Origin of the sequence: Kocuria marina, assembly GCA_014652975.1 — a bacterium.
Taxonomy (GTDB): domain Bacteria; phylum Actinomycetota; class Actinomycetes; order Actinomycetales; family Micrococcaceae; genus Kocuria; species Kocuria marina.
On record BMZV01000002.1, the window covers coordinates 460,174 to 485,251 of the forward strand.

The 25,078-nt window shown below is 69.2% G+C and carries 25 protein-coding genes, 4 tRNA genes, 1 pseudogene and 1 riboswitch; of the genes and pseudogenes, 4 read left to right on the forward strand and 26 right to left on the reverse strand.

The features are described 5' to 3' along the window. Positions 1-37 precede the first annotated feature (37 nt). The 15 genes from IE157_RS07165 to arsB form a co-directional block, all read right to left on the reverse strand. Positions 38-2,203 (reverse strand): bifunctional phosphoribosylanthranilate isomerase/tryptophan synthase subunit beta, encoded by a 2,166-nt coding sequence (locus IE157_RS07165; RefSeq protein WP_064846827.1) that lies wholly within the window; start codon positions 2,201-2,203, stop codon positions 38-40. 131 nt (positions 2,204-2,334) lie between these two features. Continuing rightward, entirely contained in the window at positions 2,335-2,580 is a 246-nt protein-coding gene (locus IE157_RS07170) for an HGxxPAAW family protein (protein ID WP_098054460.1), read from the reverse strand. A 132-nt stretch (positions 2,581-2,712) separates the two neighbouring features. Continuing rightward, a complete protein-coding gene (locus IE157_RS07175) occupies positions 2,713-3,354 on the reverse strand; it encodes a Trp biosynthesis-associated membrane protein (RefSeq protein WP_193519547.1) in 642 nt (213 codons plus the stop codon). 2 nt (positions 3,355-3,356) lie between these two features. Next, on the reverse strand, positions 3,357-4,946 hold the full coding sequence (locus tag IE157_RS07180; protein ID WP_085108536.1) for an anthranilate synthase component I: 1,590 nt from the start codon (positions 4,944-4,946) through the stop codon (positions 3,357-3,359). Further along, on the reverse strand, positions 4,947-5,351 hold the full coding sequence (gene hisI, locus IE157_RS07185; RefSeq protein WP_231885604.1) for a phosphoribosyl-AMP cyclohydrolase: 405 nt from the start codon (positions 5,349-5,351) through the stop codon (positions 4,947-4,949). Further along, positions 5,351-6,115, reverse strand: coding sequence for an imidazole glycerol phosphate synthase subunit HisF (gene hisF / locus IE157_RS07190; RefSeq protein WP_064846823.1), 765 nt, complete (start codon positions 6,113-6,115; stop codon positions 5,351-5,353). The genes hisI and hisF overlap by 1 nt, the downstream gene beginning before the upstream one ends. A gap of 48 nt (positions 6,116-6,163) precedes the next feature. Continuing rightward, on the reverse strand, positions 6,164-7,009 hold the full coding sequence (gene hisG / locus IE157_RS07195; protein ID WP_064846822.1) for an ATP phosphoribosyltransferase: 846 nt from the start codon (positions 7,007-7,009) through the stop codon (positions 6,164-6,166). Positions 7,010-7,078: 69 nt separating this feature from the next. After that, positions 7,079-7,342 carry a phosphoribosyl-ATP diphosphatase gene (locus IE157_RS07200; protein ID WP_035962118.1) on the reverse strand — a complete coding sequence of 88 codons (264 nt, stop codon included), beginning with the start codon at positions 7,340-7,342 and terminating at the stop codon, positions 7,079-7,081. 114 nt (positions 7,343-7,456) lie between these two features. Continuing rightward, positions 7,457-7,936, reverse strand: a complete 480-nt coding sequence (gene ribH / locus IE157_RS07205) for a 6,7-dimethyl-8-ribityllumazine synthase (RefSeq protein ID WP_064846821.1) — start codon at positions 7,934-7,936, stop codon at positions 7,457-7,459. Beyond that, positions 7,933-8,634: a GTP cyclohydrolase II gene (gene ribA, locus IE157_RS07210; RefSeq protein ID WP_082943382.1), complete on the reverse strand. Its 702-nt coding sequence runs from the start codon at positions 8,632-8,634 to the stop codon at positions 7,933-7,935. The genes ribH and ribA overlap by 4 nt, the downstream gene beginning before the upstream one ends. Further along, positions 8,631-10,025, reverse strand: coding sequence for a 3,4-dihydroxy-2-butanone-4-phosphate synthase (gene ribB / locus IE157_RS07215; RefSeq protein ID WP_193519549.1), 1,395 nt, complete (start codon positions 10,023-10,025; stop codon positions 8,631-8,633). The genes ribA and ribB overlap by 4 nt, the downstream gene beginning before the upstream one ends. An 88-nt stretch (positions 10,026-10,113) precedes the next feature. Then, entirely contained in the window at positions 10,114-11,283 is a 1,170-nt protein-coding gene (gene ribD, locus IE157_RS07220) for a bifunctional diaminohydroxyphosphoribosylaminopyrimidine deaminase/5-amino-6-(5-phosphoribosylamino)uracil reductase RibD (RefSeq protein ID WP_193519650.1), read from the reverse strand. 95 nt (positions 11,284-11,378) lie between these two features. Continuing rightward, entirely contained in the window at positions 11,379-12,086 is a 708-nt protein-coding gene (gene pnuC, locus IE157_RS07225; protein WP_131332861.1) for a nicotinamide riboside transporter PnuC, read from the reverse strand. Between the two features lie 147 nt (positions 12,087-12,233). Then, positions 12,234-12,409: riboswitch (FMN riboswitch) on the reverse strand. A gap of 57 nt (positions 12,410-12,466) precedes the next feature. After that, the gene (locus IE157_RS07230) at positions 12,467-12,907 is read right to left on the reverse strand and encodes an arsenate reductase ArsC (protein WP_193519551.1); all 441 of its coding nucleotides are present in this window, start codon (positions 12,905-12,907) and stop codon (positions 12,467-12,469) included. Beyond that, a complete protein-coding gene (gene arsB / locus IE157_RS07235) occupies positions 12,904-14,007 on the reverse strand; it encodes an ACR3 family arsenite efflux transporter (RefSeq protein WP_193519553.1) in 1,104 nt (367 codons plus the stop codon). The genes IE157_RS07230 and arsB overlap by 4 nt, the downstream gene beginning before the upstream one ends. 85 nt (positions 14,008-14,092) lie before the next feature. On the opposite strand from arsB, the gene IE157_RS07240 reads away from it, so the two are divergent. After that, on the forward strand, positions 14,093-14,449 hold the full coding sequence (locus IE157_RS07240; RefSeq protein WP_064846816.1) for an ArsR/SmtB family transcription factor: 357 nt from the start codon (positions 14,093-14,095) through the stop codon (positions 14,447-14,449). 46 nt (positions 14,450-14,495) lie between these two features. On the opposite strand, the gene rpe is transcribed toward IE157_RS07240, so the two are convergent. The 6 genes from rpe to IE157_RS07270 all read right to left on the reverse strand — a co-directional run bounded on the left by rpe (position 14,496) and on the right by IE157_RS07270 (position 19,684). Further along, the gene (gene rpe, locus IE157_RS07245) at positions 14,496-15,161 is read right to left on the reverse strand and encodes a ribulose-phosphate 3-epimerase (protein WP_064846815.1); all 666 of its coding nucleotides are present in this window, start codon (positions 15,159-15,161) and stop codon (positions 14,496-14,498) included. Between the two features lie 44 nt (positions 15,162-15,205). After that, positions 15,206-16,864 carry an RsmB/NOP family class I SAM-dependent RNA methyltransferase gene (locus tag IE157_RS07250; protein WP_193519556.1) on the reverse strand — a complete coding sequence of 553 codons (1,659 nt, stop codon included), beginning with the start codon at positions 16,862-16,864 and terminating at the stop codon, positions 15,206-15,208. Next, entirely contained in the window at positions 16,861-17,811 is a 951-nt protein-coding gene (locus IE157_RS07255; protein WP_193519557.1) for a methionyl-tRNA formyltransferase, read from the reverse strand. The genes IE157_RS07250 and IE157_RS07255 overlap by 4 nt, the downstream gene beginning before the upstream one ends. Further along, positions 17,808-18,467 carry a peptide deformylase gene (gene def, locus IE157_RS07260; RefSeq protein ID WP_193519558.1) on the reverse strand — a complete coding sequence of 220 codons (660 nt, stop codon included), beginning with the start codon at positions 18,465-18,467 and terminating at the stop codon, positions 17,808-17,810. Before def ends, IE157_RS07255 begins: the two co-directional genes overlap by 4 nt. Positions 18,468-18,512: 45 nt before the next feature. Beyond that, entirely contained in the window at positions 18,513-19,433 is a 921-nt protein-coding gene (locus IE157_RS07265; RefSeq protein ID WP_193519559.1) for a cytochrome, read from the reverse strand. A 179-nt stretch (positions 19,434-19,612) separates the two neighbouring features. Next, positions 19,613-19,684 (reverse strand) — tRNA-Val (locus IE157_RS07270). Between the two features lie 243 nt (positions 19,685-19,927). Here IE157_RS07270 and IE157_RS07275 point away from each other — a divergent pair. The 3 genes from IE157_RS07275 (at position 19,928) to IE157_RS07285 (ending at position 20,239) form a co-directional block, all read left to right on the forward strand. Beyond that, a tRNA-Gly gene (locus tag IE157_RS07275) sits at positions 19,928-20,000 on the forward strand. Between the two features lie 57 nt (positions 20,001-20,057). Next, positions 20,058-20,128 (forward strand) — tRNA-Cys (locus IE157_RS07280). A 36-nt stretch (positions 20,129-20,164) separates the two neighbouring features. Then, a tRNA-Val gene (locus IE157_RS07285) sits at positions 20,165-20,239 on the forward strand. Between the two features lie 223 nt (positions 20,240-20,462). Here the strand turns inward: IE157_RS07285 and IE157_RS07290 are convergent. The 5 genes and pseudogenes from IE157_RS07290 to nrdH form a co-directional block, all read right to left on the reverse strand. Then, on the reverse strand, positions 20,463-20,855 hold the full coding sequence (locus IE157_RS07290; protein ID WP_241246692.1) for a MerR family transcriptional regulator: 393 nt from the start codon (positions 20,853-20,855) through the stop codon (positions 20,463-20,465). A gap of 206 nt (positions 20,856-21,061) precedes the next feature. Further along, a pseudogene (locus tag IE157_RS07295) lies at positions 21,062-21,787 on the reverse strand (ornithine cyclodeaminase family protein); the annotation flags it as partial. 150 nt (positions 21,788-21,937) lie between these two features. After that, entirely contained in the window at positions 21,938-24,097 is a 2,160-nt protein-coding gene (gene nrdE / locus IE157_RS07300; protein WP_064846810.1) for a class 1b ribonucleoside-diphosphate reductase subunit alpha, read from the reverse strand. Beyond that, positions 24,094-24,588, reverse strand: coding sequence for a class Ib ribonucleoside-diphosphate reductase assembly flavoprotein NrdI (nrdI, locus tag IE157_RS07305; protein WP_318281377.1), 495 nt, complete (start codon positions 24,586-24,588; stop codon positions 24,094-24,096). The genes nrdE and nrdI overlap by 4 nt, the downstream gene beginning before the upstream one ends. 128 nt (positions 24,589-24,716) lie before the next feature. Next, positions 24,717-24,953 carry a glutaredoxin-like protein NrdH gene (gene nrdH, locus IE157_RS07310; protein ID WP_064846808.1) on the reverse strand — a complete coding sequence of 79 codons (237 nt, stop codon included), beginning with the start codon at positions 24,951-24,953 and terminating at the stop codon, positions 24,717-24,719. Positions 24,954-25,078: the final 125 nt, after the last annotated feature.

Consider the following 25,078-nt stretch of genomic DNA (forward strand, 5'->3'; position numbering starts at 1 on the left):
CGTTCGGTCAAGCCCGCAGGGGTGTGCTCGGTGGTGCTCACAGTTGTTCGCCTTTCTGCGCCACGCGTTCCTCGTGGCTGTCCTGCGGGAGGAGGTCGAACCATTCCCCCGCGGTGGCCACGTCCTTGTCGCCGCGCCCGGAGAGCGAGACCACGATGATCTTCTGCGCCGCTTCCTCGGGCCCGAGTTCCGCGACCCAGCGGGCAGCGACCTCGCGGGCGCCGGCGAGCGCGTGGGAGGACTCGATGGCCGGGAGGATGCCCTCGGTGCGGCACAGCAGCCGGAAGGCGTCCATGGCCTGGACGTCCGTGACCGCTTCGTAGTTCACGCGCCCGATCGAGTGCAGGTAGGAGTGTTCCGGCCCCACGGCGGGGTAGTCCAGGCCGGCGGAGATCGAGTGGGACTCCACGGTCTGCCCGTCCGGGTCCTGCATGAGGAACGTCTTGGCGCCGTGCAGCACGCCCGGTCGGCCCAGTGTGATGGTCGCGGCGTGGCGGCCGGTCTGCACGCCGTCACCCCCGGCCTCGTTGCCGTAGAGCTGCACGGACTCATCGTCCAGGAAACCGTGGAAGATCCCGATGGCGTTGGACCCGCCGCCCACGCACGCGGTCACGGCGTCCGGGAGGCGGCCTGCCTGCTCGAGGATCTGCGCGCGGGCCTCCTCACCGATCTGTTCGTGGAAGTAGCGGACCATAGCCGGGAACGGGTGCGGTCCGGCGGCGGTGCCGAGCAGGTAGTGAGTGGTCTCCACGGACGCGACCCAGTCCCGCAGGGCCTCGTTGATCGCGTCCTTGAGGGTGCGGGAACCGTTCTTCACGGCCACGACCTCCGCTCCCAGCAGCCGCATGCGCGCGACGTTGAGCGCTTGGCGGCGCGTGTCCTCCTCGCCCATGTACACGCAGCACTCCATGCCGAACAGAGCCGCTGCGGTGGCCGTGGCCACACCGTGCTGGCCCGCGCCTGTCTCGGCGATCAGCCGTGTCTTGCCCATGCGCCGGGCCAACAGGGCCTGCCCCAGCACGTTGTTGATTTTGTGGGAACCGGTGTGGTTGAGGTCCTCACGCTTGAGGAACACGCGCACCCCGAGTTCCGCGCCGAAGCGCTCGGCCTCGGTGAGCAGGGAGGGCCGGCCGGAGTACTCGCGGGAGAGCCGCTGGAACTCGTCCTGGAAGGTCTCATCCGTACGAGCCTTGTCGAACGTCTCGGTCAGCTCGTCCAGGGCCGCCACGAGGGACTCGGGCATCCACCGGCCACCGAAGTCCCCGAAGTAAGGGCCCGGGGCGTGCCGGAGGGACTCGGCGTCCCGTGCGGAAGCCTCCCCCGAGACCTGGGCCGCGGCTAGTTCCTCCTGCGCGGCGGTCGGGGTGGCCCCAGCCAAGTACTCGGCCCGGGACATTGCGCCGACCTCCCGGAAGCGACCGATGGTCTGCGCGGGGTCCTCGGCGCGCACGAGCACCTCACCGGTCAGCACCGCGTTGGCGCCGTGGCCCGCGTACAACCGGATCTGCTCCTCCCCCAGGACACCGGACTCCGCCACGATTACGGCCTCGCGTGGCAACCGCTCGGCGAGCCGACCGAACGTGTCCACGTCCACGTCCAGGGTCTTGAGGTTGCGGGTGTTCACCCCGATGATCCGCGCACCCACGGCGACGGCGCGATCGATCTCCTCCTCGGTGTGCGTCTCCACGAGCGCATGCATGCCGAGGTGGTGGGTCAGTTCGAGCAGGTCCCGCAGGGTGGCGTCGTCGAGGGCCGCCACGATGAGCAGCACGATGTCCGCACCGTGCGCGCGGGCCTCCCACACCTGGTACTCCTCGACCACGAAGTCCTTGCGCAGCACGGGGATGCCCACGGCGCGGCGCACGGCGTCGAGGTCCGCGAGCGAGCCCCCGAAGCGGCGCTGCTCGGTGAGCACCGAGATCACGGAGGCCCCACCGCGCTCGTACGCGGCGGCCAGCTGCGCCGGGTCCTCGATCGCTGCGAGCGCACCCTTGGACGGGCTCGAGCGCTTGACCTCGGCGATCACCTGCACGGACGCGGGATCCGAACCGCGCAGCGCGGACTCGGCGTCCAGCGCGGGAGTCTGTTCCGCGGCGGCATGGCGCACGTCCTGCAGGGACACCGATGCCTTCCGGGTCTCGAGGTCCTCGCGCACCCCCTCGATGATCCGGTCCAGCACCGTACCGGTGTGCTGCTGCGTCATGCGATTCCTCACTTAGTTCTCGGTGCACGCCGGCGTACGGTGCACCCGGCGCGCGGACGACGATGACCAGTTCCCCGACAGCGCGGAACTGGTCATCGACGGATGAATGCGGTACCGATCCCCTGCGGCGATCAGTGGGACTTGGTCTTGGACCCGCCCTTGCCGTACCCCATGGACTTGAGCACGCCGCCCACGATCACGCCCACGATGATCAGACCGATGCCCACGACCGTCACAGGGACCGAAGCCATCACGAAACCCACGCAGCCCACGATGACACCCACGGTCATCACGCCCACACAGGCCCACGCGGCCACGGTGTTGCCGTGGCCCACCGCGGCGGTGTGGTCCAGGATGATCTGATCGGTGTTCGACATGCGTGTCCACTCTCCCGTGCCGGTTGAGCCGCTCGGCTCTTGGATTGCCGGTCCCGCGTGAGCCGTGGGACCGAGGATTCTCTGACCCCATTGTGCCACTTCCCGGCGCGTGCGCGCCGCAGCCCACGCGGTTCAGTCGGTTTGTGTAGGATCCTCGCCGCGGGTCAGCGCGTCCCACGTGTCGATGTCGTCCACGTGCTCCGCGGCCTGGGTCTCCCCTGCCGAGGCCTCGCCACCCCGCGGGTGCATCGCGGCCGTCGTCGCGGCGGTTCCCACGCTGCCGGCGACCGCAGCGCGATCGTAGCGTTGCGCATTGCGCCGTCGCGCGTGCCGGGCGACCACCGCGAGCCACACGCCGCACAGTGCGAGCAGCACCGCGGCGGTCACGGCGGCCCACGGCCACCCGGTAAGGGCGTAGTCCCCGCCGTCGTTGATCACACCCGTCTGCGCGCCAACCGTGGGTTGCGCGGCCGCACGCGAGTCCCCCGTGACGGCCAGCACCGCGAGCACCGCGCCCACGCCCGCTAGCGCGACGACGGCGCCCACGATCATGCGCAGCACCCGGCCTCCCAGCGTGGAGGCCACCGCGGCCACGGCGGCGACAAGACCCAGGGCGGTGACGGCCGGAGCGGCGTCGGCCCCGGGGACGTCCACCGTGACCGACTGCAGGGACGTGGGGACGTCCGCGTGGATCCAGGTGGCGGTGGTCGTGGCGAACAACGCCAGGGCACACAACAGCGTGACCAGGACGGCGGGTGCGGTGCGGCGCAGCAACGTCAGCTCCTCGGGGGACGGGAGGCCCGGGTGTCCGTGCCCGGCTCGCGCAGGGTCTGGGCGATCAGCGCGGCGCGCAACGGCGCGGTGGCCTTGTTGAGGGATTCCTGGGCCTCGGACTCGGGATCCGAATCAGCCACGATACCGCCGCCCGCCTGGACGTACGCCGTACCCTCGAGCAGCAGCGCCGTGCGGATCGCGATCGCCATGTCCATGTTCCCCGCGAAGTCCATGTAGCCCACGACGCCGCCGTAGACGGCCCGGCGCAGCGGCTCGTACTCGTCGAGCAGGCGCAACGCGCGAGGCTTGGGCGCGCCCGAGAGCGTGCCCGCGGGGAACGTGGCGGCGAGGACGTCGTAGGCGGTGACGTCCTCGCGCATGCGCGCGACCACCGTGGAGCACAGGTGCATGATGTGGCTGAAACGCTCGATCTCCATGAACTCGCTCACGTCCACGCTGCCGGGCTCGGCGACCTTGGAAAGATCGTTGCGGGCCAGGTCCACGAGCATGAGGTGCTCCGCGCGTTCCTTCTCGTCCGCGAGCAGGTCCTGGCCCAGGGCCACGTCCTCGTCCACCGTGGCACCGCGCGGGCGGGAGCCCGCGATCGGGTGGGTCATGGCCTGGCGGCCCGTGACCGTCACGAGCGCCTCGGGTGAGGAACCCACGATCGAGTACGGCCGACCTTGGGCGTCCTCGAACGAGTACAGGTACATGTACGGGCTCGGGTTGATCCGGCGCAGCGTGCGGTAGACGTCCAGCGAGCTCGCGTGGCACTCAGCCTCGAAGCGGCGCGAGACCACCACCTGGAAGATGTCGCCGTCCACGATCGCCTGCTTGCCGCGGTCGATCGCGGACATGAACAGCTCCCGGTCCCACGACTGGCGCGCGACGGACTCCACGTCCGTGAGCTCCGGTGCTCCCTGCTCCGCGATGGACACCGTAGTGCGCTCGAGCGGGGTGGCCAGGCGGGTCACCATGGAGCGCAACCGGGACACGGCGTCGTGGTAGGCGGCATCCACGTTCTCGTCCGTGCCGTTGACGTTCACGGCATTGGCCACGAGCAACACGGAGCCGTCCTTGCTGTCGTGCACGGCCATGTCCGCGACCAGGTTCATGGCCAGCTCGGGCATGTGCAGGTCATCCTCGGGCGGGTTGGGCAGGGTCTCCCAGCGGCGCACGGCCTCCCAGCCCACGAAACCCACCATCCCGCTCGTGAGCGGTGGGACGCCGTCGAAGGGTGCGGTGTGCAGCAACTGCATGGTCGCGCGCAGTGCGTCGAGGGGATCGCCGTCCACCGGTGCCCCGGCCGGTGCGTCACCGATCCAGTGCGCCTGCCCGTCCCGGGAGGTCAGCGTGGCCACGGAACCGGCACCCACGAACGAGTAGCGGGACCACACCCCGCCCTCCGCAGCGGACTCGAGCAGGAACGTGCCCGGGCGGGGTTCGCCCTCGCGGGTCACGAGCGCGCGGTACAGACCCACGGGGGTCAGTGAGTCCGCGAGCACCGTGGTGCGCACCGGGATCACGCGGCGGGTCGCGGCATACTGCCGGAACTCCTCAAGGGTGGGGGTGATGTTGCCGAGTTCGTGCATTTAAACCGCCTGTTCCGCGTGGAGGTCTCGATCGTCGAAACACGTGCGCGAGCCCGTGTGGCATGCCGCGCCGTGCTGGTCCACCTGCACGAGCAAGGCGTCCCCGTCACAGTCCAGGCTCACGGAGTGCACGCTCTGGTAGTGCCCGGAGGTGTCCCCCTTGCGCCAGTACTCCTGGCGGGACCGCGACCAGAAGGTCACGCGACCCTCGGTCAGGGTGCGGTGCAGGGCCTCGTCGTTCATCCAGCCCAGCATGAGCACCTCCTTGGTGTCGTACTGCTGGATGATCGCCGCCACGAGTCCCGCCTCGTTGTGCGAGAGCTGCTCGGCGATGCGGGGGTCCAGGTTGTGGGTCGTGAACTCGTCCGTGGCGGTACTCATCCGCGTCTCCTGGTTCTGGGACATCAGCGCACCTCGTAACCTGCGGCACGCAGGGCGTTCTTGACGTCCGCGATCGCGTCGTCCGGGCCGAAGTGGAACACCGAGGCCGCCAGCACCGCGTCCGCGCCGGCGGCGACCGCGGGCGGGAAGTGCTCGGGTGCCCCGGCCCCGCCCGACGCGATGAGCGGAACGTTTACCCGATCCCGCACGGCGGAGATCATCTCCAGGTCGAAGCCCTCGCGGGTCCCGTCCGCGTCCATCGAGTTGAGCAGGATCTCCCCGACCCCGCGTTCCTCGGCCTCCCGGGCCCACTCGAGCGCGTCCAGGCCCGTGAGCGTGCGCCCACCGCGCGTGGTGACCTCGAAACCGGACGGGGTGTTGCCCGTGCGTTTCGCGTCCAGGGACAGCACGAGCACCTGGTTGCCGAAGCGGTTCGTGATCTCGTCGATGACCTCCGGGCGCGTGACCGCCGCGGTGTTGATCGAGGCCTTGTCCGCGCCGCAGCGCAGCAACCGGTCCACGTCCTGCGCCGTGCGCACGCCGCCCCCCACGGTCAGGGGGATGAACACCTTCTCTGCGGTGCGGGCCACGACGTCGAACATGGTGTCCCGCTCGCTCGAGGACGCGGTCACGTCCAGGAACGTGAGCTCGTCCGCGCCGGCCAGGTTGTAGCGCGCCGCGAGTTCCACAGGATCCCCCGCGTCCCGCAGGTTCTCGAAGTTCACGCCCTTGACCACGCGCCCGGCGTCGACGTCCAGACACGGAATGACTCGTACGGCCACACCCATTACGCCACCGTCCTTACTGCTCTCGACTTCTCTTCGCCCGCGCCCGCGTCAGATCCGCGCGGCCTGGATGGGTGAGACCAGGATGGCCCGGGCCCCCACTTCGTAGAGCGCGTCCATGACCTTGTTGGTGTCGCTCTTGCGCACCATCGCGCGAACGGCCACCGCGCCGTCGTGACCGAGCGGGGAGATAGTGGGGCCCTGCATACCCGGGGTGATCTCGGTGGCGGCGGCCAGCAGGTCCTCGGTGATGTCGTAGTCCATCATCACGTACTGCCGCGCGACCAGCACACCCTGCAGACGACGTCGCAGCACGCGCAGTCCCTCGGGTTCCGGTTCGTCGCCGCGGCGGATGAGCAGCGCCTCGGAGGTCATGATCGGTTCGTCGAAGATCTCGAGGCCCGCCGCGCGCAGGGTGTTGCCGGTCTCCACGACGTCCGCGATCGCGTCCGCGACACCCAACCGGATGGAGGATTCTACGGCGCCGTCCAGGCGCACGACCTCGGCATCCACGCCGCGGTCCGCGAGGTAACGCTCCAGCAGCAACTGGTAGCTCGTGGCGATCCGCTTGCCCTCGAGTTCCTGCACGGACTCGAACTGGCCGTGCGGGCCTGCCAACCGGAAGGTGGAACGGGCGAAGTCCAGGCCCAGCTCCTCCTCGGCCTCCGCGCCGGAATCGAGCAGCAGGTCCCGTCCGGTGATCCCCAGGTCCAGGGTGCCGCCACCCACGTAGATCGCGATGTCCCGCGGGCGCAGGTAGAAGAACTCCACGTGGTTGTCGTTGTCCACGAGCACGAGTTCCCGGGTGCTGCGCCGCTGCCGGTAACCGGCCTCGGTGAGCATGGTGATGGCGGCTTCGGACAGCGCGCCCTTGTTGGGCACGGCTACTCGCAGCATGGGATTCCTTTCCGCGGGGCGCAGATGACGGGGATCGGGGCGGTGCCCGGAGCGGGTGACGCGCGGGGCTCAGAGGTACTTGTAGACGTCCTCGAGGCTCATACCCTTGGCGATCATCATGACCTGCACGTGGTAGAGCAACTGGGAGATCTCCTCAGCGGCCTCGGCGTCGGACTCGTACTCGCACGCCATCCAGACCTCGGCGGCCTCCTCGACGACCTTCTTCCCGATGCCGTGGATCCCGGAGTCCAGTTCCGTGACGGTCCTGGATCCCTCGGGGCGTTGCTCGGCCTTGGTGCGCAGTTCGGTGAAGAGGTCTTCGAAGGTTTTCACCCCTTCAGGGTAATGGGTGCGCGTGCCCGTCCCGAACGCGTGGCACATGCACGCCGCTCGCGGCCGGCCTCCGCGGATCGAGCGTGGCGGACCGGCCGCGAGCGTCTGCTCCGTTCAGACCCCGTGCTCGCGCAGGGTCAGGGCGGTGCTCAGGGCGGCGTGGGCGGCCTCGTAGCCCTTGTCCTCGTGCGAGCCCTCGAGGCCGGCGCGGTCCAGGCCCTGTTCCTCCGTGTCACACGTGAGTACGCCGAAGCCCACCGGGGTCCCGGTGGCCACGGACACGTCCGTGAGTCCGGAGGTCGCGGCGTGGCACACGTAGTCGAAGTGCGGGGTGCCGCCGCGGATCACGACGCCGAGCGCGACCACCGCGTCCGCCGTCTCCGCCAGGCGGCGGGCGGCCACGGGCAGCTCGAAGCTCCCGGGTACGCGCACCCGCACGACCGTGCCGGTGTTCGCTTCCGTGAGGGCGCGCAGGGCGCCGTCGAGCAGCCCGTCCATGATCGTCGTGTGCCAGCTCGCGGCGACCACGGCCACGGTCAGGTCCGAGGCGTCGAGGTCCGAGGCGAGGGTGGTCGGGGCGCCGTGTCCGCTCATGATGTTTCTCCTGGGTTGAGGTGGGTCAGGTGGTGGTGCATGCGGTCGCGCTTGGTGCGCAGGTAGTCCAGGTTCTCGGTGCGCGCGTGGACCTCGTGGGGGATCACGTTCGCCACGGTGATCCCGAGCGCCTCGAGCTTGGCGACCTTGTCCGGGTTGTTGGTCAGCAGCCGCACCGTGGTCAGGCCCATGGCCGCGAGGATCCGGGCGGCGGCGGTGTAGTCCCGGGCCTCCGCGGGCAGCCCGAGCATGGTGTTGGCGTCCACGGTGTCCGCTCCGCCGTCCTGGAGCTTGTAGGCGCGCAGCTTGTTGATCAGCCCGATCCCGCGGCCCTCGTGGTTGCGCAGGTACAGCACCGTGCCCCCGTGGCGGGAGATCCGTTCCAGCGCAAGGTGCAGTTGCGGTCCGCAGTCACAGCGCCACGAGCCGAAGACGTCCCCGGTGAGGCACTCGGAATGCAGCCGCAGCAACGGTGGCAGAGCGGCTTCGTCGGCGGGCGGGGGTGCCGTGAGCGAGACGTGCTCGGCGGCGGGGATCCCCGACGGCTCCGGAACGCGCCAACCGGTCACCGAGAACGTGCCGTACTCGGAGGGCACGGTCACGGGGTCGCTGTGGTGCAGGGGCTCCGCTCCCGGAGCCGCGTGATTGTCGGCCGGTGACGCGTGTTCGGGGATCTCACCGTGGTCGAAAACGCTCATGCGATGCGGTCTCCCTCCCCCGTGGTGTCCACCGACGGCGCGGTGGCGCCCCCGGCGACGTCGACGGCGCTCGGTCGAGTTGTGCCCTTCGCGTCCTGAGCCGCGGCACCGGCGTCGTTCGCGGCCGCCCGCGGGACGGCGTCCTCAGCGGCATCCGTCGCGTCCAGGTGGGCGATCAGATCGGCGATGCTGATCATTACGAGCCCGTGCTCGTCCGCGAACCGCCGCAGGGCGGGGGCGCGCAGGGGCTGCCCGGCGTCGTCGACGATCTCCGCGATCGCACCCACGGGCTCGCACTCTGCGAGCCGCGCGAGCTCCACGGCGGCCTCGGTGTGCCCCGCTCGTTCGCGCACCCCGCCAGGGACCGCGCGCAGCGGCAGGATGTGGCCGGGCCGCGTGAGCTCGGCCGCGGTGGTGCCGGGCAGCGCGAGCAGTCGCGTGGTCAGCGCCCGGTCCCGCGCGCTGATCCCGGTGGTGATCCCGGTGCGGGCGTCGCACGTCACGGTGTACGCCGTGGCCTTGGCGTCCTCGTTGTGCTCGGTCATGGGCGGCAGGGCAAGCCGGTCCGCGCGCTCGTCGGTCATGGGCACGCACACCACCCCGGAGCTGTGCCGGATCGTGAAGCCCATGAGGGGCTGGGTCGCGTGCTGGGCCGCGAACACCAGGTCGCCCTCGTTCTCCCGGTCCTCGTCGTCCACGACAACGACCGCGGCACCCGAGGCCATCGCGGCCACGGCGTCCGCGACCGGATCGAGGGCGACGCCGCGCGGTGTCGCGGGTGCCGCGTACGAGGCCAGGCGCTCGGCGTACTTGGCGAGCACGTCCACCTCGAGGTTGACGGTGGAACCCGGCGTGCGAGCGCCGAGCGTGGTCGCGCGCAGGGTCTCCGGGATCAGCCCCACCTCGAACCACGCCTCGGGCTCGTCCGTGGAGTTCACCGCAGTGACCGTGAGGGACACGCCGTCCACGGCGATCGAACCCTTGACCGCGATGTAGCGCGCAAGTGCCACGGGGACTCTGATCCGCACGGTCTCCCATCCGGTGTGGGACGTGCGCTGCACCACGGTGCCCACGCCGTCCACGTGCCCCTGGACCACGTGCCCGTCCAGGCGCTGCCCGGCTGCGGTGCAGCGTTCCACGTTCACCAGGTCACCGTGTCCGAGCGCCCCCAGGGTGGTCAGGCGCAGTGTCTCGCCCATGACGTCCGCGGTGAAGTCCCCCGCCGCGCCCGAGGGGACCGCGGTCAGGCACACCCCGTTGACCGCGAGTGAGCCGCCGTGGGGCAGGTCCGCGACGAGTGGCCCCGCGGACACGTGCAGCCGGGCGGCGTCCTGCGCCAACCGTTCCACACGTTCCACGGTGGCCTGGGCTTCGACAATTCCGGTGAACACTGATTCTCCTTGGGGATCCGGGGTGCGCGGGGTTCTCGGGAACTTCCCGGCGCGAGGTCTTGGTGTGCTGCGTCAGTTCAGGGGCGTGTCATGGGGCGTCGGGTACGGGACCCGCGGGCCGCAAGTGCCACCGTCCATCGACGCCCACGCGGCTGATCGCCTCCATCTGCTCCGCGGCCTCTTCGTGGCCGGGGCGCGCGAGGTCCGCCGGGTGCCGCACGGGGTCACCGCGCCATGACGCCGCCGCGGCAAGCGTCCCGATCCCGAGCGACGCGACCGACGCCGCGCCGTCCCCGAGGATCAGTGGGGCCTGGTACAACCACAGCTCGTCCACGAGATCGGCGGCGAGAAACGCGGCGGACACCGTGGGCCCGCCTTCCACGAGCACGTGGGAAACCCCGCGTTCACGGAGGTGTTGCAACGCCTCGGCGGGATCGTGCGTGGTGAGGTGGATGAACCGCCCGTCGTGCCCGCGGTCGGCGCATGCGACCTCTCCGTGATCCGTTCCGGTGTCTCCCGGGGCTCCAGGTTCGGTGTCTTCCCGGGGCGCGCGGTCGAGGACGCCGCGCCGGACCTTGGCATCCGCGGGCACGGGGCGGGTGCTCATGACTGCCCGCAGGGGTTGCCGCGCGAGGGGTTCACCCCCGGCATCCCGCGCGGTCAGGGTCGGGTCGTCCGCGCGCAGGGTCCCGCCGCCCACCAGGATCGCGTCCACCCGGGTGCGCAGGGCGTGGCCCTGATCCCGAGCGGGTGCACCCGTGATCCACTGGCTCGTTCCGTCCGCTGCGGCCACGCGGCCGTCGATCGTCTGAGCGAGTTTCAGCGTCACGAACGGTCGCGCATCATGCTGGGCAATGAACCAGCGGTCATTGAGATCGTGGGCTTCCCTCGCGAGCAGCCCCTGACGCACGTCCACCCCGTGTGCGGCGAGGAACGCGCCGCCCCCGCGGGCGGTGTCCGTGCCGTCGGCCACCGCGTAAATGACTCGGGGGATCCCCGCGTCGAGGATCGCGCGCGAGCACGGGCCAGTGCGTCCGGTGTGGTTGCAGGGTTCGAGGGACACGACCATGGTGGTGTCCTCGAGAGGTGTCCCCGCCTCACGGGCCAGATGCAGGGCGTCCGCCTCCGCATGCGGGGTGCCCGCCCCGCGGTGATGACCCACGTGCAGGATCTCCCCCGCGGCGGAGAGGATCACGGCGCCCACCACGGGATTGGCCCCGCGGATCCCCCGCCGAGCCGCTTCCAGAGCCGCGCGCATCGCCTCGTGTTCCGCGGCCGAGAAGTCGTGGGACGGCTCCGCCCCCGGCCGGGAGCGGGGCGCGGGCCCCGGCGCAGCGGCGTCGTCGTACGCCGTCACTTCTCGTCCTCACCCACGGACAGGCGCAGGTCCGGGAAGCCCGTCTCGATCGTCGCGCGACGGCGCTGGCGCGTGTTCACGCGCCACCACACGAAGAACCCGGCGAGCGTGAAGGCGCCGTAGAACACGTACATCAAGCCCGAGGCGTAGTAGCCGGCGGAGAACAGGAGGGGCACGCCCACGATGTCCACGGCGACCCACAACAGCCAGAACTCGACCCAGCCCTTGGCCATCCCGAGCGTTGCGAGCAGCGAGCCCATGAAGATCCAGGCGTCCGCCCACACGGGTTCGTACGAGCCCAGGGCACGGAAGATGGGCGTGAGAAGTGCCGTCCCGAACACGAGGGCGACCACGAGGAACACGCGTTCGCGGGCGGTGGCCCAGCGCGGGGACACGGCCTCCTCGGACGCCCCGCGGGACCGGCGCCACTGCACCCAGCCGTACACGGACACCGCGATGAACATGACCTGACGGCCGGCCTGACCCAACAGGTTCACGGGGTTGGGGGTGTCGAACACCGCGCCCAGGAAGACGGTCAGCAGGATCGCGTTGCCCACGATCCCCACGGGCCACGCCCACACTTTGCGGCGCATCCCGCCCAGCGCGGACAACAGCCCGAACACGTTGCCGAGCACCTCGCGCCACAGGATGAAACCGTCACCCACCCGCAACTGCGCGTCGAACAACCAACGCAGGACGTCCACGGTGTCTCCTCTCACCCGCCACTGTCGGTGGTCCCGGGGAGGAATGCGCACACGCGTCGAACACGATCACGCGGCGGAGCACGTCACAGCACCACCCGACGGACCGCGATCGCGTGCGACCGCGCACGGTCAGGACGCCGTGACGCTCACGTGTGCCTACCATCCAGACTGTACTGTCGGTACCGGATTTCCACCGGTTCGGCCGATCCCTCCGTGCGCATCCTCGGTGGTTCCCACGGGAACCTGCTCGGCGCTGTGCACGGTGTTCACGGTTCGCGGACTGTCACCGCCGGTTCGGAATTGCACCGACCCCGGAACACGTTGCTGCGCTCATTATGCCACGCGGCCTCACCATGCCCATGATCGGGGACACCGGGCGGTCACGTCCTGTTCTTCCGGCCGTTCTCCCGGCCCTGCAGATCCGAGAGCAGTCCGGCGACGCGGGCCTTGATGTCGTCGCGGATCCTGCGCACGTCCGCGAGGGGCTGACCGGCCGGGTCGTCGAGGTCCCAGTCCTCGTAGCGCTTGCCCGGAAACACGGGGCAGGTGTCCCCACAGCCCATGGTGATGACGACGTCGGAGGCCCTGATCTGCTCCGCCCGCAGGATCGTGGGCACGGCTGCGGTGATGTCGATGCCCTCCTCAGCCATCGCCTCCACGGCCACCGGGTTCAGGCTCTCTGCCGGTTCGGACCCGGCCGAACGGACATCGATGCTCCCGCCTGACATCGCGGCCAGGTAGCCCGCCGCCATCTGGGAGCGGCCCGCGTTGTGGACGCAGACGAAGAGCACGGTCGGTTTCGTGGGTGATGGTGCGCTCATGATGCGGTCTCCCGGGTTCGGTGGGTGGGGACGGAGGGATCGTTCGGGAACACGCGCGGGCCGGCCCACAGGGCCACGTAGACCAGGCCGATCAGGACGGGCACTTCGATCAACGGCCCCACGACGCCGGCCAGTGCCTGCCCGGAGGTGACGCCGAAGGTGCTGATGGCCACGGCGATCGCCAGTTCGAAGTTGTTGCCCGACGCGGTGAAAGCCACCGTGGCCGACTTGCCGTAGTCGAGCCCCACCGCTTTCGAGGCGAAGAGGCCGATGGCGAACATCAGAGCGAAGTACACGAGCAACGGCAGCGCGATCCTGACCACGTCGAGGGGCTGTGAGGTGATGGCGTCCCCCTGGAGCGCGAAGAGCATCACGATGGTGAACAGGAGGCCGTACAGGGCCCACGGGCCGATCGCGGGGAGGAACTTCTCCTCGTACCAGTCCCGGCCCTTCGCCCGTTCACCCAGGACGCGGGTGAGGAAGCCTGCGAGCAGCGGGATGCCGAGGAATACCAGGACGGATCCCACGATCGCCCCCACGGAGAATTCGGCCGTGGTGGTGGGCAGCCCCAGCCACGACGGCAGGACCTGGAGGTAGAACCACCCAAGAGCGCCGAAGGCTACGACCTGGAAGACGGAGTTGATGGCCACGAGCACGGCCGCACTCTCCCGGTCGCCGCATGCGAGGTCGTTCCAGATCAGGACCATGGCGATGCACCGGGCCAGGCCCACGATGATCAACCCGGTGCGGTACTCGGGCAGATCGGGCAGGAACACCCAGGCGAGCACGAACATCAACGCCGGTCCCACGACCCAGTTGAGCACGAGCGACAGGCCCAGCAATCGCTTGTCGCCGGTCACGCGGCGGGTCTCGTCGTAGCGCACCTTCGCCAGGACGGGATACATCATCACCAGCAGACCGACTGCGATCGGCAGCGACACCTGTCCGATCGTCATGGCTTCCAAGGCCGTGTTCAGCCCCGGCACCAGCCGACCCAGCAGCAGGCCCACGCCCATGGCCAGCAGGATCCAGGCCGGCAGCCACCGGTCCAGGAACGACATGCTCTGCCTCACCGGTGCGGAGGCGATGGTGGTACTCATGGGCGGCGAGCTCCTCGTATCGACGGTCATCTATGGGACACACGCTACGAGGTCATATAGATGTCCGTCAATGTAAAATCTCGGTATGAAAGCACCCGCGCAACGACCCGAGCTGATCGATGAGAAAGCAACCGAGTGCTGCTCGCTCGCCTCCTCGCCGCTCGGGGCCGGCGAGGCCGAGCGCATGACCGCGAAGCTCAAGGCGCTCTCCGACCCGACGCGCCTGCGGTTGCTCTCCCACATCGCCACGCAGGGCTGCGACGCAGTGTGCGCCTGCGACCTGCTGGACGTCCTCGACATCAGCCAGCCCACCGTGAGTCATCACCTCAAGAAGCTGGTGGACGCCGGACTGCTCACACGCGAGCAGCGCGGCAAGTGGGCGCACTACACCGTGGTGCGCGGCGCCTTCACGGAACTGCGTGAACTCCTGGACCTGCGCTGACAGGCAGGGCGTTCTCCGCGGACCCGTCATCGGGGCCCGCATAAATTCAGGCCCGGTGCTCCCGCGCGGTCCTGCGGAGTGCCTCGATCGCGGCGGCGGGGTCGTCCTGGCCGTAGACCGCGGAACCGGCGACGAACGTGTCCGCCCCAGCCTCCGCGGCGCGCACGATGGTCTCCTCCGTGATCCCGCCGTCCACCTGCAGCGCGATCGTGCCCCCGTGGGCCTTGACCGCCGCCGCGGCGCGGCGCAGCTTGGGCAGGGTCACGTCCAGGAACTTCTGGCCGCCGAAGCCGGGTTCCACAGTCATGATGAGCAACATGTCCAGCTCCGGCAGTAGGTCCAGGTACGGCTCGATCGGCGTGGCCGGACGCACCGCGAGTCCCGCTCGGGCACCCGCCGCGCGCAGTTCACGCGCGAGCTTGATCGGCGCCGTGGCGGCTTCCGCGTGGAACGTCACGGATGCGCACCCTGCCTCCGCGTACGCCGGGGCCCACCGGTCCGGGTCCTCGATCATCAGGTGTAGGTCCAGGGGGATCGGGGAGACGGCCTGCAATCGTTCCACGACCGGCAACCCCAGGGTCAGATTGGGGACGAAGTGGTTGTCCATCACATCCACGTGCGCCGCATCCGCGTTCGAGATGCGCTGGAGTTCCTCCGCGAGCCGGGAGAAGTCTGCGGAGAGGATTGACGGGTGGATGTCACAGCGGGACATGGTTCCTCCTGGGAATAGTTCCGGATCAATGACCGAGCCGCGGCTCACGCGCTCTTGCGCAGCGCGACCATGAACATGGCGTCGGTTCCGTGGACGTGCGGCCACAACTGCACACTCGTACCCCCGCCGGGGACGTCGTGCCCCGCCGCCCGAGCGTCGTCGAGCGCGCCGGGCAGGGCGGCATCCACGGCGAGCTGCGCGGTGTCCAGGACCGACACGTCGCCGCGCCGTTCCACGACGTCCTGGAGCACGTCGTGCGTCTCGGCGGTGTGCGGTGAGCACGTGGCGTAGAGCACCACCCCGCCGGGACGGGTGGCGTCCAGCGCGGCGTCGAGCAGCTCGCGCTGCAGCGGGGCCAGGTTCGCGACGTCCGACGGCGTGCGCCGCCATCGCGCTTCGGGACGACGCCGCAGCGCGCCCAGTCCGGTGCACGGCACGTCCACGAGCACCCGATCGAAACGCGTGTCCTGGCCGGACGGGATCTGCCGGGCATCGCCGGTGCGGACGTGCCACGCCTCGTGGTCCACGGCCGACAGCGCCTGGCGCACGAGGTCACTACGGTGCCCGCTGACCTCGTTGGCCAGCAACGTGGCACCGCGCTCGTGGGCCAATGCCGCGAGCAGCGCCGCTTTGCCGCCGGGTCCGGCGCAGAAGTCGGCCCACGCCCCGCTGTCATCGGCCACGGGCACCTGCGCGAGCACGCGGGCCACGAGCTGGGAACCGGCGTCCTGGACACGCACCGTTCCCTCCCGCGTGCCCGGGACGCGGTGAATGTCTCCCCCGGCGCTGACCGCGCTGTTCGGGACCAGGTCACCGGGTTCGGCGCCTGCTGCGAGTGCGGGCTCGAGCGAGCCGATACCGGGCAGGGCCACGAGGTGCACACGGGGCGCCTCGTTGTCCGCTCCCAACAGGGCCTCGATCTCCGCGGTGTCTCGGCCGTTGGCGCGCAGGGACCGGCGCAACGCGCGGACCTCCCACACCGGGTGGGCGTGGCGGACACCGAGCTGCCGCAGCTCGTCGGTGTGCTCGGCGGCGAGCGCGTCCAGCCATTCGTCGTGGCTGCGCCGGGTCACCTTGCGCAGGACGGCGTTGACGAGTCCCGAGGGTCCCTGCCCGATCTCCCCGCGCACCAGACCCACGGTCGCGTCCAGCGCGGCGTGATCGGGGACGCGCATCGCGAGCAACTGGTGCACGCCCAGGCGCAGGGCGTCCAGCACCGCGGGGTCCAACTGGTCCAGCGGGCGGTCCACGCACTTCTCGAGCACGGCGTCCCACGTGCCACTCCACCGCATGGCCCCGTAGGCGAGCTCGGTCGCGAACGCCGCGTCCCGCTTGTCGAGGCGGTTTTCACGGACCAGGCGTGGCAGCACGAGATTCCCGTAGGCGTCCTCCGAGTTGACCGCGCGCAGGGCCTGATATGCGGTCAGCCGTGCGGGATCGGAGCGCTTGCGACGCTGCGAGGGCGCCTGTGCGGAGTAGGAGCGCTCGTGCTGGGCCAGGCGGTTGCGCTCGTGGCCCTGGGCGTCGCGACGCGAGCCGTCCCCCGCTCGTCGATCCCTCCCGCCGGCCTCCCGGGGCGAGCGGTCGTCGCGGCCCCGGCCGCCGGCATCACGGGACGGACGATCGTCACGACGGCGGTTGTTCCCCCGAGACCGGTCGTTGCCGCTACCGGCGTGGCCGCGGTGCTGCTGGTCCCGACTCATCCGAAGGCCACCTGTTCCGTGTTCTGCTTGCCGCGCGCCCAGTCGAGGGCCGCCATGGGTTTCTTGCCATTGGGTTGCACGCGGGTCAGCTCCACGGCGTAGGACCCGGTGCCCACGAAGACCCGCTTCTCCCGCAGCTCCACGTGGCCCGGGGCGATCCCGGTGACCTCCGGGGCGGGGATCACGCGGTCGAGCTTGAAGCGCTGGCCGTCGAGTTCGGTCCACGCACCGGGTTCGGGGGTCACACCGCGCACCCGGTGAGCCACGGCCACGGCGGGATGTGACCAATCGACGCGCCCGTCCTGGGCCGTGAGTTTAGGGGCAGCGGTGGATTCACCGCGTTGCGGCGTGGGGTGCACGCGGCCCGAGGCCACACCGAGCAAGGATTCCACGAGCAGGGGCGAACCTTCATGTGCGAGCCGATCCAGCACCGACCCGGAGGTGTCCTCCGGACGCACCTCGTCCGTGAGGGTGCCTACCACGGGGCCGGTGTCCATGCCGTCGTCCAGGACGAAGGTGGTGGCCCCGACCACGGAGTCCCCGGCCATGAGGGCCCGCTGCACCGGGGCGGCGCCGCGCCACTGGGGCAGGAGGGAGAAATGCAGGTTGATCCACCCGTCCTGGAAGACCTCCAGGGCCGGTCGCGGCAGCAGGGCGCCGTAGGCCACGACCGCCGCGATGCTCGCGCCGGTGTCACGCAGGGTGTCCAGGAGTTCACCCCGGACCCGATTGGCCTTGATCACGGGCAGCCCGAGCTCATCGGCCCGACGACCCACCGCGGACGGGGCCATGACCTTCTTGCGGCCCACGGGGGCGTCCTCCCGGGTCAGCACCGCGGTGATCTCGATCCGTGGATCCTGGTGCAGTGCCTCGAGCGGGGGGACGGCGGTCTCCGGGGTTCCCGCGTACAGGATCTTGAGGGGCTGCTGGTTCGTGTCGGGGCTCATCGGGCATCACCCGCCGCGCCGAACGCGGAACCGGCCGTGTGTGCGGCACCGGATGCGGCTCCCGAGGTGCGGGCCGCACCGAAAGCCGACCCAGCGGCGTCGTGTGCGTCCGGTGTTGAGTGACCCGCGCGCTGCGCCTCGCGTTCGCGCGTGACACGGGCGGTCGTGTCCGTGAACGACTGCGCGCGCAACTGCCGCATGGCGTCCTTGCGCTCGTCACCCACGAGACGGTCGACGTAGAGCATGCCGCCCAGGTGATCGTTCTCGTGCTGGAAGCAGCGGGCCAACAGGCCGGTGGCCTCACGGTGCACGGGCTCGCCGTGGCAATCCACCCCGGTGAGGACGGCGTGCTCGGCGCGGGGGGTCTCGTAGGACAGGCCCGGGACCGACAGGCAGCCCTCGCCGCCTTCCTGCGGCTCCTCCCCCATGCTCAGCTGGGGGTTGATCACGTGCCCTTCGTCCCCGTCGATGCCCCACGTGAAGACGCGCAACCCCACGCCCACCTGCGGTGCGGCCAGACCCACACCGCCCACGGCGTACATGGTCTCGAGCATGTCCCGGACGAGGGCAGCCAGGGCGTCGTCGAACTGCGTGACCTCCTGGGCCGGGGTGCGCAGGACGGGGTCACCGATGGTACGAATGCGCAGAATACTCACCGCGGAGTGCACTCCTCATGGGGGTCGTGGGACGGGGTGTGCCTGTCAGTCTACGGCGGGGCCCGCGACCGTCTCGGCCGTCACGACCTGCGGGCCGCCCGCCACGCGACCCGTGGGGAAGGAATCCAGGGGCGGGGGCGCGATGCTGCGCAGTTGCGCCCCCGCGGTGGCCAATTGGGAATTGCGCGCCCACACCTTGGCCAGGGCGCAGAACTTGTACCAGTGCACGGGGAGGTGCTCGGGCGCGGCCTGCACGGTGAGCGCCTCGGTCTCACCGATCGCCACGGCCATCAGGACCTCCGCGTCCCGGTAGCGCCACGGTTCCCACTCCCCCGCCGTGGCGTCCACGAGGGATTCCTCGGCCTTGAGCCCGGCCACCAACTGGGTCACGACCTTGGGGTCCGGGGCCTTGACCCGCCCGGCGCGGTCGGTCCCGCGGGTCTTGTAGTCGATCAGACACACCTTGCCGCCGATGCGCGCCACGAGATCCAGAGTGCCGGCGTAGCCCACCGTGGAGTTCCATACCGTGATCTCCGCGGCCAGCGGTTCGGGGCGGAACAACTGCCACCATTGGTCCGCACTGTCCGCGAATCGGGTCTCGTGGTGTTCTGCGAGCGTGTCCCGGGCCCGGTCCACCTCGTGGTCGCGGCCCATGGCCCGCAGCGCGAGCTGCTCGCAGTAGTCGTGTACGCGGTCACCGCGCTGCGCCGCGTGGTCCCGGTGTCGCTCCGCCGCCTTGGCCGCGTGGTTCACGAGCGAACGACGACGCCGCGTGTCCCGGAGCGCGTCCGGCAACTGGGGATCCGTGGCCAGGGCCTGCGCTGCGGTGTAGGCGTACCAGCCCCCGAGGTCGTTGGCCTCGCACCCGATGACCGTGGTGATGGAGGGGACCTCGAGGTCCCCGCCCTCACTCCGGGCGTACATCCGGCCGGTGGCGGTCTGCTGGGCCAAGCGGGGTTGAGTCATGGGCTCAGCGTAGGAAGGGGCCCAGACATGGACAACGATCACGGGCTCACCCGGGCAGAGCGGGCTCGGACGTCCGTCCAGGAGCCGGACCTCACGCGGTCGGGGCCGGACCGACCGGTCCGATCGGCCTTGGACGCGAAAGAACCCGGCCCCTCCCGGGACCGGGTTCCTCGTTACCGTGCGCGATACTGGGATCGAACCAGTGACCTCTTCGGTGTGAACGAAGCGCGCTACCGCTGCGCCAATCGCGCTTGCAACGTTGAAGACTCTAGAACACTTCGTCCGGGAACGGCAAATTCCCCGGCGTCCGCGATCGATTTGCCCGGACCCGCTCCGGTGGGTAATGTTCTTGCTCGTTGGCAACGCCCCGAAAGCGAAGTCCTCCGATGGCAACACCCCGGATGGACAAGCACGGAAGGGTGTGAAGTCTTGTGATAAAGTTTCCGCTCGGAAGAACGGAGCACTGAGTTCCAGGGCCTCGATCGACCGACAATGCGGACGTAGCTCAGCTGGTAGAGCATCACCTTGCCATGGTGAGGGTCGCGGGTTCGACTCCCGTCGTCCGCTCGCAGTTTTCGACCCTGGTCGAGACCTGAGACCTTGTCCTCCAAGGATCTGGTCCCCGGTGGGGTGGCCGAGTGGTTAGGCAGCGGCCTGCAAAGCCGTCTACGCGGGTTCGAATCCCGTCTCCACCTCGGTGCAACCACCTCGTTCAATATGATGAACATTGAGCGCGATTGGCGCAGCGGTAGCGCGCTTCCCTGACACGGAAGAGGTCACTGGTTCGATCCCAGTATCGCGCACCAGACAAGGCCCCGGAACACTACTTTCCGGGGCCTTTCGCGTGCCACCGCTGACCTACGACCCGGCGGCGCGCACCGAGTGGGAGACATGGCCCAGAGCCCGCAGCACCCGGGTCAGCCGATTGTAAGAGACCATTCCCCGCACCGCGCGGGCCACGATGACGTCCCAGGACGGCGTCTCCCCCGGTCCACGGGTGACCCAGTGGCCCGCATGCCCTCCAACAACTCACCGAGCGCCCGGCGCGGCCCGCTTGCCACGTCCGGCCACCCCAGCTGCGTGAGCATGTCCCGGATCATCGGATCCTCCCGGCGCTCCGGGGGCCCGCTGGCCTCGGCAGGTGACAGGCCCGCGGCGAGCGCCTGGGCGATTTCGAGGGCGTCCACGAGGGGCCCGCCGCGGATCGTCGATCAGGGTGACCAGCGCACGGATGTCGGGGATCGTGGCACCGGCCTCCTCCCGCAGTACCCGGATGAGCTGCAGGCGTTCCGCGTGACCCTGATCGTAGTCCTGCCGCGTGGCGGTGAGCCTGGTACCGGCGGGCAACAGTCCCTCCCGACGGTAGAACTTAATGCCGGCCGTGGTGGTGTTACTGACCTCGGCCAGGGCATTGAGCAGCATGACGCAGCCCCCTCGGATAGTCCTCCGCGCGCCAGTTGTCCTGATGGCGCGCGCTGGATACCCCAACCTTCATCCACCCCCACGGCCTGACCTGGCTGCACGGACTCGCCGCGTTCACGCTCTTCTCGGTGGGGTTGGCCATGTGGGGGATCCTGCACGGCGACGTCCGAATGCGCCGGCGGAACATGCTCGTGGGATCCCATGGCCACGATGCACGCGGTGTCTGGCACCAGGGCACCGTCGAAGAGGGGCTCCGCCGCCGACGTCGTGCACACCACCACGTCCGCGTCGCGTACCTCGCTCGCGTCCCCCGATCGGGCCGCGAGACCCAGCGTGCGGGCGTAGTCGACGGCGGCGTGCACCTTGCGCGGCGTCCGGCCGCACACCACCACCTCCGTGAACGAGCGAATCTCGGCGAATGCCGCGATGTGGGCGAGCGCCTGCGGCCCCGTACCGAACACCACGAGCTTGGTCGCCTCCTTCGGGGCCAGGTAGTCGGTGGCCACGGCCGAGATCGCGGGGGTCCGTAGGGTGGTGAGGACGTTGCCTTCCAGCAGAGCTCGAAGACTCAGGGTGGCTGAGTCTATGAGCATGTAGGTGGCCTGGATGCGGGGCAGATCGCGTTCGGGATTCCCGGGCGAGACCGATGCGATCTTGATGCCTGCCCAGTCACCAATGACCGACGGCATCAACAGCAGGTGGCCCTCGCCGGCGGGGACATTGCTGCGCCCGGGGTCATCTTCCGGGCGGAATCCCGAACGTAGCGTGGCTTCGAGAAGCCGACGTGCACGCTCGGCGGGAACCGCCCGCACGATCTGTTCCTCGGTGTACCACGCGGGTGCACCCTGGATTCCTGTCGAGCACTGCTCCTGGGGGGTCGATTCCGCGGTGGTCATGATGCGGTTCCTCCCAGGGATGCGGTGCTCCGGCATTGACCGATTCACTGTCTCGACTGTTCCGTCAGCATATCCCCGACCAGGACCGGACTTCAGAGAAAAACTCCCGCCCCACCCGGCTAAGAGACCCGGGCGGGGCGGGAGCGGCGTCGTCGCCGACGCGGTGCCGTCAGGAGACGGCGGGGATCACAACATGCAGGAGACGCAGCCCTCGACCTCGGTACCCTCGAGCGCCAGCTGGCGGATGCGCGAGTAGTACATGGTCTTGATGCCCTTGCGCCACGCGTAAATCTGCGCGCGGTTGATGTCGCGCGTGGTGGCGGTGTCCTTGAAGAACAGCGTGAGGGACAGGCCCTGGTCCACGTGCTGGGTCGCGGCGGCGTACGTGTCGATGATTTTCTCGTAGCCGATCTCGTACGCGTCCTGGAAGTACTCCAGGTTCTCGTTGTCCATGAACGGCGCCGGGTAGTACACACGCCCGAGCTTGCCCTCCTTGCGGATCTCGATCCGCGAGGCGATCGGGTGGATCGAAGACGTGGAGTTGTTGATGTACGAGATGGACCCCGTGGGCGGGACCGCTTGCAGGTTCTGGTTGTACATCCCGTCCGCCATGACCTTCTCGCGCAGCTCCCGCCAGTCGTCCGCGGTGGGCAGGGCGATGCCCGCCCGCTCGAACAGCTCGGCGACGCGCGGCGTGGCGGGCTCCCACACGCCGTCGACGTACTTGTCGAAGAACGTGCCGCTCGCGTAGGCCGACTTCTCGAAGCCCACGAAGGACTCGCCGCGCTCCTTGGCGATCAGGTTGGACGCGCGGATCGCGTGGTAGGTCACCGCGTAGAAGTACATGTTGGTGAAGTCCACGCCCTCGGTCGAGCCGTAGTGGATGTGCTCCTTGGCGAGGTACCCGTGCAGGTTCATCTGCCCCAGGCCCACCGCGTGGGACATCTCATTGCCGCGCCGGATGGAGGGCACCGAGTCGATGTTGGACATGTCCGAGACCGCCGTGAGACCGCGGATCGCGATTTCGATGCTCGCGCCGAAGTCCTGGGACTCCATGGCCATGGCGATGTTCATGGACCCCAGGTTGCACGAGATGTCCTTGCCCACCTGCGCGTACGTGAGGTCCTCGTTGTACACGGAGGGCTCGGAGACCTGGAGGATCTCGGAGCACAGGTTGGACATGATGATCTTGCCGTCGATGGGGTTGGCGCGGTTCACCGTGTCCTCGAACATGATGTACGGGTACCCGGACTCGAACTGCACCTCCGCCACGGTCTGGAAGAACTCGCGGGCGTTGATCTTCTTCTTGGCGATGCGGGAGTCGTTCACCATCTCGTGGTACTTCTCGCTCACGTTGACGTCCGCGAACGGCACGCCGTAGATCCTCTCCACGTCGTACGGGGAGAACAGGTACATGTCCTGGTCCTTCTTGGCCAGCTCGAACGTGATGTCCGGGATGACCACACCCAGCGAGAGGGTCTTGATGCGGATCTTCTCGTCCGCGTTCTCGCGCTTGGTGTCCAGGAAGTTGAGGATGTCCGGGTGGTGGGCGTTCAAGTACACCGCGCCGGCGCCCTGGCGGGCACCCAGCTGATTGGCGTAGGAGAAGGAGTCCTCGAGCAGCTTCATCACGGGGATGACACCGGAGGACTGATTCTCGATCATCTTGATGGGCGCACCGGACTCGCGCAGGTTGGTCAGCGCGAACGCCACGCCACCGCCGCGCTTGGACAGCTGCAGCGCGGAGTTGATGTTGCGCCCGATCGACTCCATGTTGTCCTCGAAGCGCACCAGGAAGCACGAGACGAGCTCGCCGCGCTGCTTCTTGCCCGCGTTGAGGAACGTGGGCGTGGCCGGCTGGAACCGTCCGGAGATGATCTCCGCCACGAGCCGCTGCGCGAGGGCCTCGTCCCCGTCCGCGAGGTACAGGGACACCATGACCACGCGGTCCTCGAACCGTTCCAGGTAACGCTGACCATCGAAGGTCTTGAGCGTGTATGACGTGTAGAACTTGAACGCGCCCAGGAAGGTCTGGAACCGGAACTTGTAGCCATAGGCCTGCTTGGACAGCGCCTTCACGAACTCGAAGCTGTACTTCTCGAGCACCTCGGCCTCGTAGTACTGGTGGTCCACGAGGTACTTGAGCTTCTCCTCGAGGTCGTGGAAGAACACGGTGTTCTTGTTCACGTGCTGCAGGAAGTACTGTCGCGCGGCCTGGCGGTCGGCCTCGAACTGGATCTTGCCGTCCGCGTCGTAGAGGTTCAACAGCGCGTTGAGCTCGTGGTAGCCCAGCCCGCGGTACTTCTCGGGGCAGGTGGGATCCTCGTGACCGGGTTCGACGCTCACGCCCGGGGTTGCATGGATGCTTGCCAAAACTTGTCCAATCCTTGGGTAACCTTCTCGACGTCCTCGTCGGTTCCCATGAGCTCGAACTTGTAGAGCAGGGGAACCTGACACTTGGCTGCGACCTTCTCCGCGGCGACGCAGAACAGGGGGCCGAAGTTGGTGTTGCCCGCGCCGAGCACCCCCAACAGGTGCGCGCGCGAGACGGGATCGTTGAGAAACTTCACGACTTGCGGTGGGACCGATCCCGCTCCCCCGGGACGCCCGTAGCTGGGCACTGCCAGCACGTAGGGTTCGTCAATGCGGGGAGCGGTTTCGGAGGTTTTCAGGGGCAACCGGACGGACCGCACCGGGAGTTTGGTGATGAACCTGTCCGTGTTGCGCGTCACGGAGGAGAAGTACACCACTAGGGGTGCATCATCCCCCGCGACGACGGGTGTGCGATGGAGTTCCCGCTCCTTCGCCTGGGCGAGAACCGTGGCGAGAGCACTCATGCCGGGTCACTTCGATTCTGGGGGGGTCGTACCAATTCGTGTGATTCCGGGGGCGGGCTGGCGGTGGGGTTCGGGGCCACTCGCCCGGGTGGTGCCGGGCCGCCCGCGGCGGCCCGTCCGTTTCCGGCTCAGGCGGAGCGCAGCAGGGCCAGCGCGTTGATCTTGTCCGGGCGGAAGCCGGACCAGTGCTCGGTGGCGGTCTCCACGACGGGGACCTGCTGGTATCCCAGGCCCACCACGTGCTCGTAGGCGGCGGTGTCCTCGGTGACGTCCACGACGGTGTAGTCGATGCCCTTCTTGGTGAGAGCACGGTAGGTGGCGTTGCACTGGACGCACGACGGCTTGGAATACACGGTGACAGACATAGCCCATTCTCCTTGCGGGAAGTACCGATTTTCGGGCGCTTCCGGGGCCTTTCGGCTCTGGATCCGGGTGGTGCGCCAGGTGGTTGAAGATCTACGTCAATACTACATCTAGTGTCGTGTGCCGG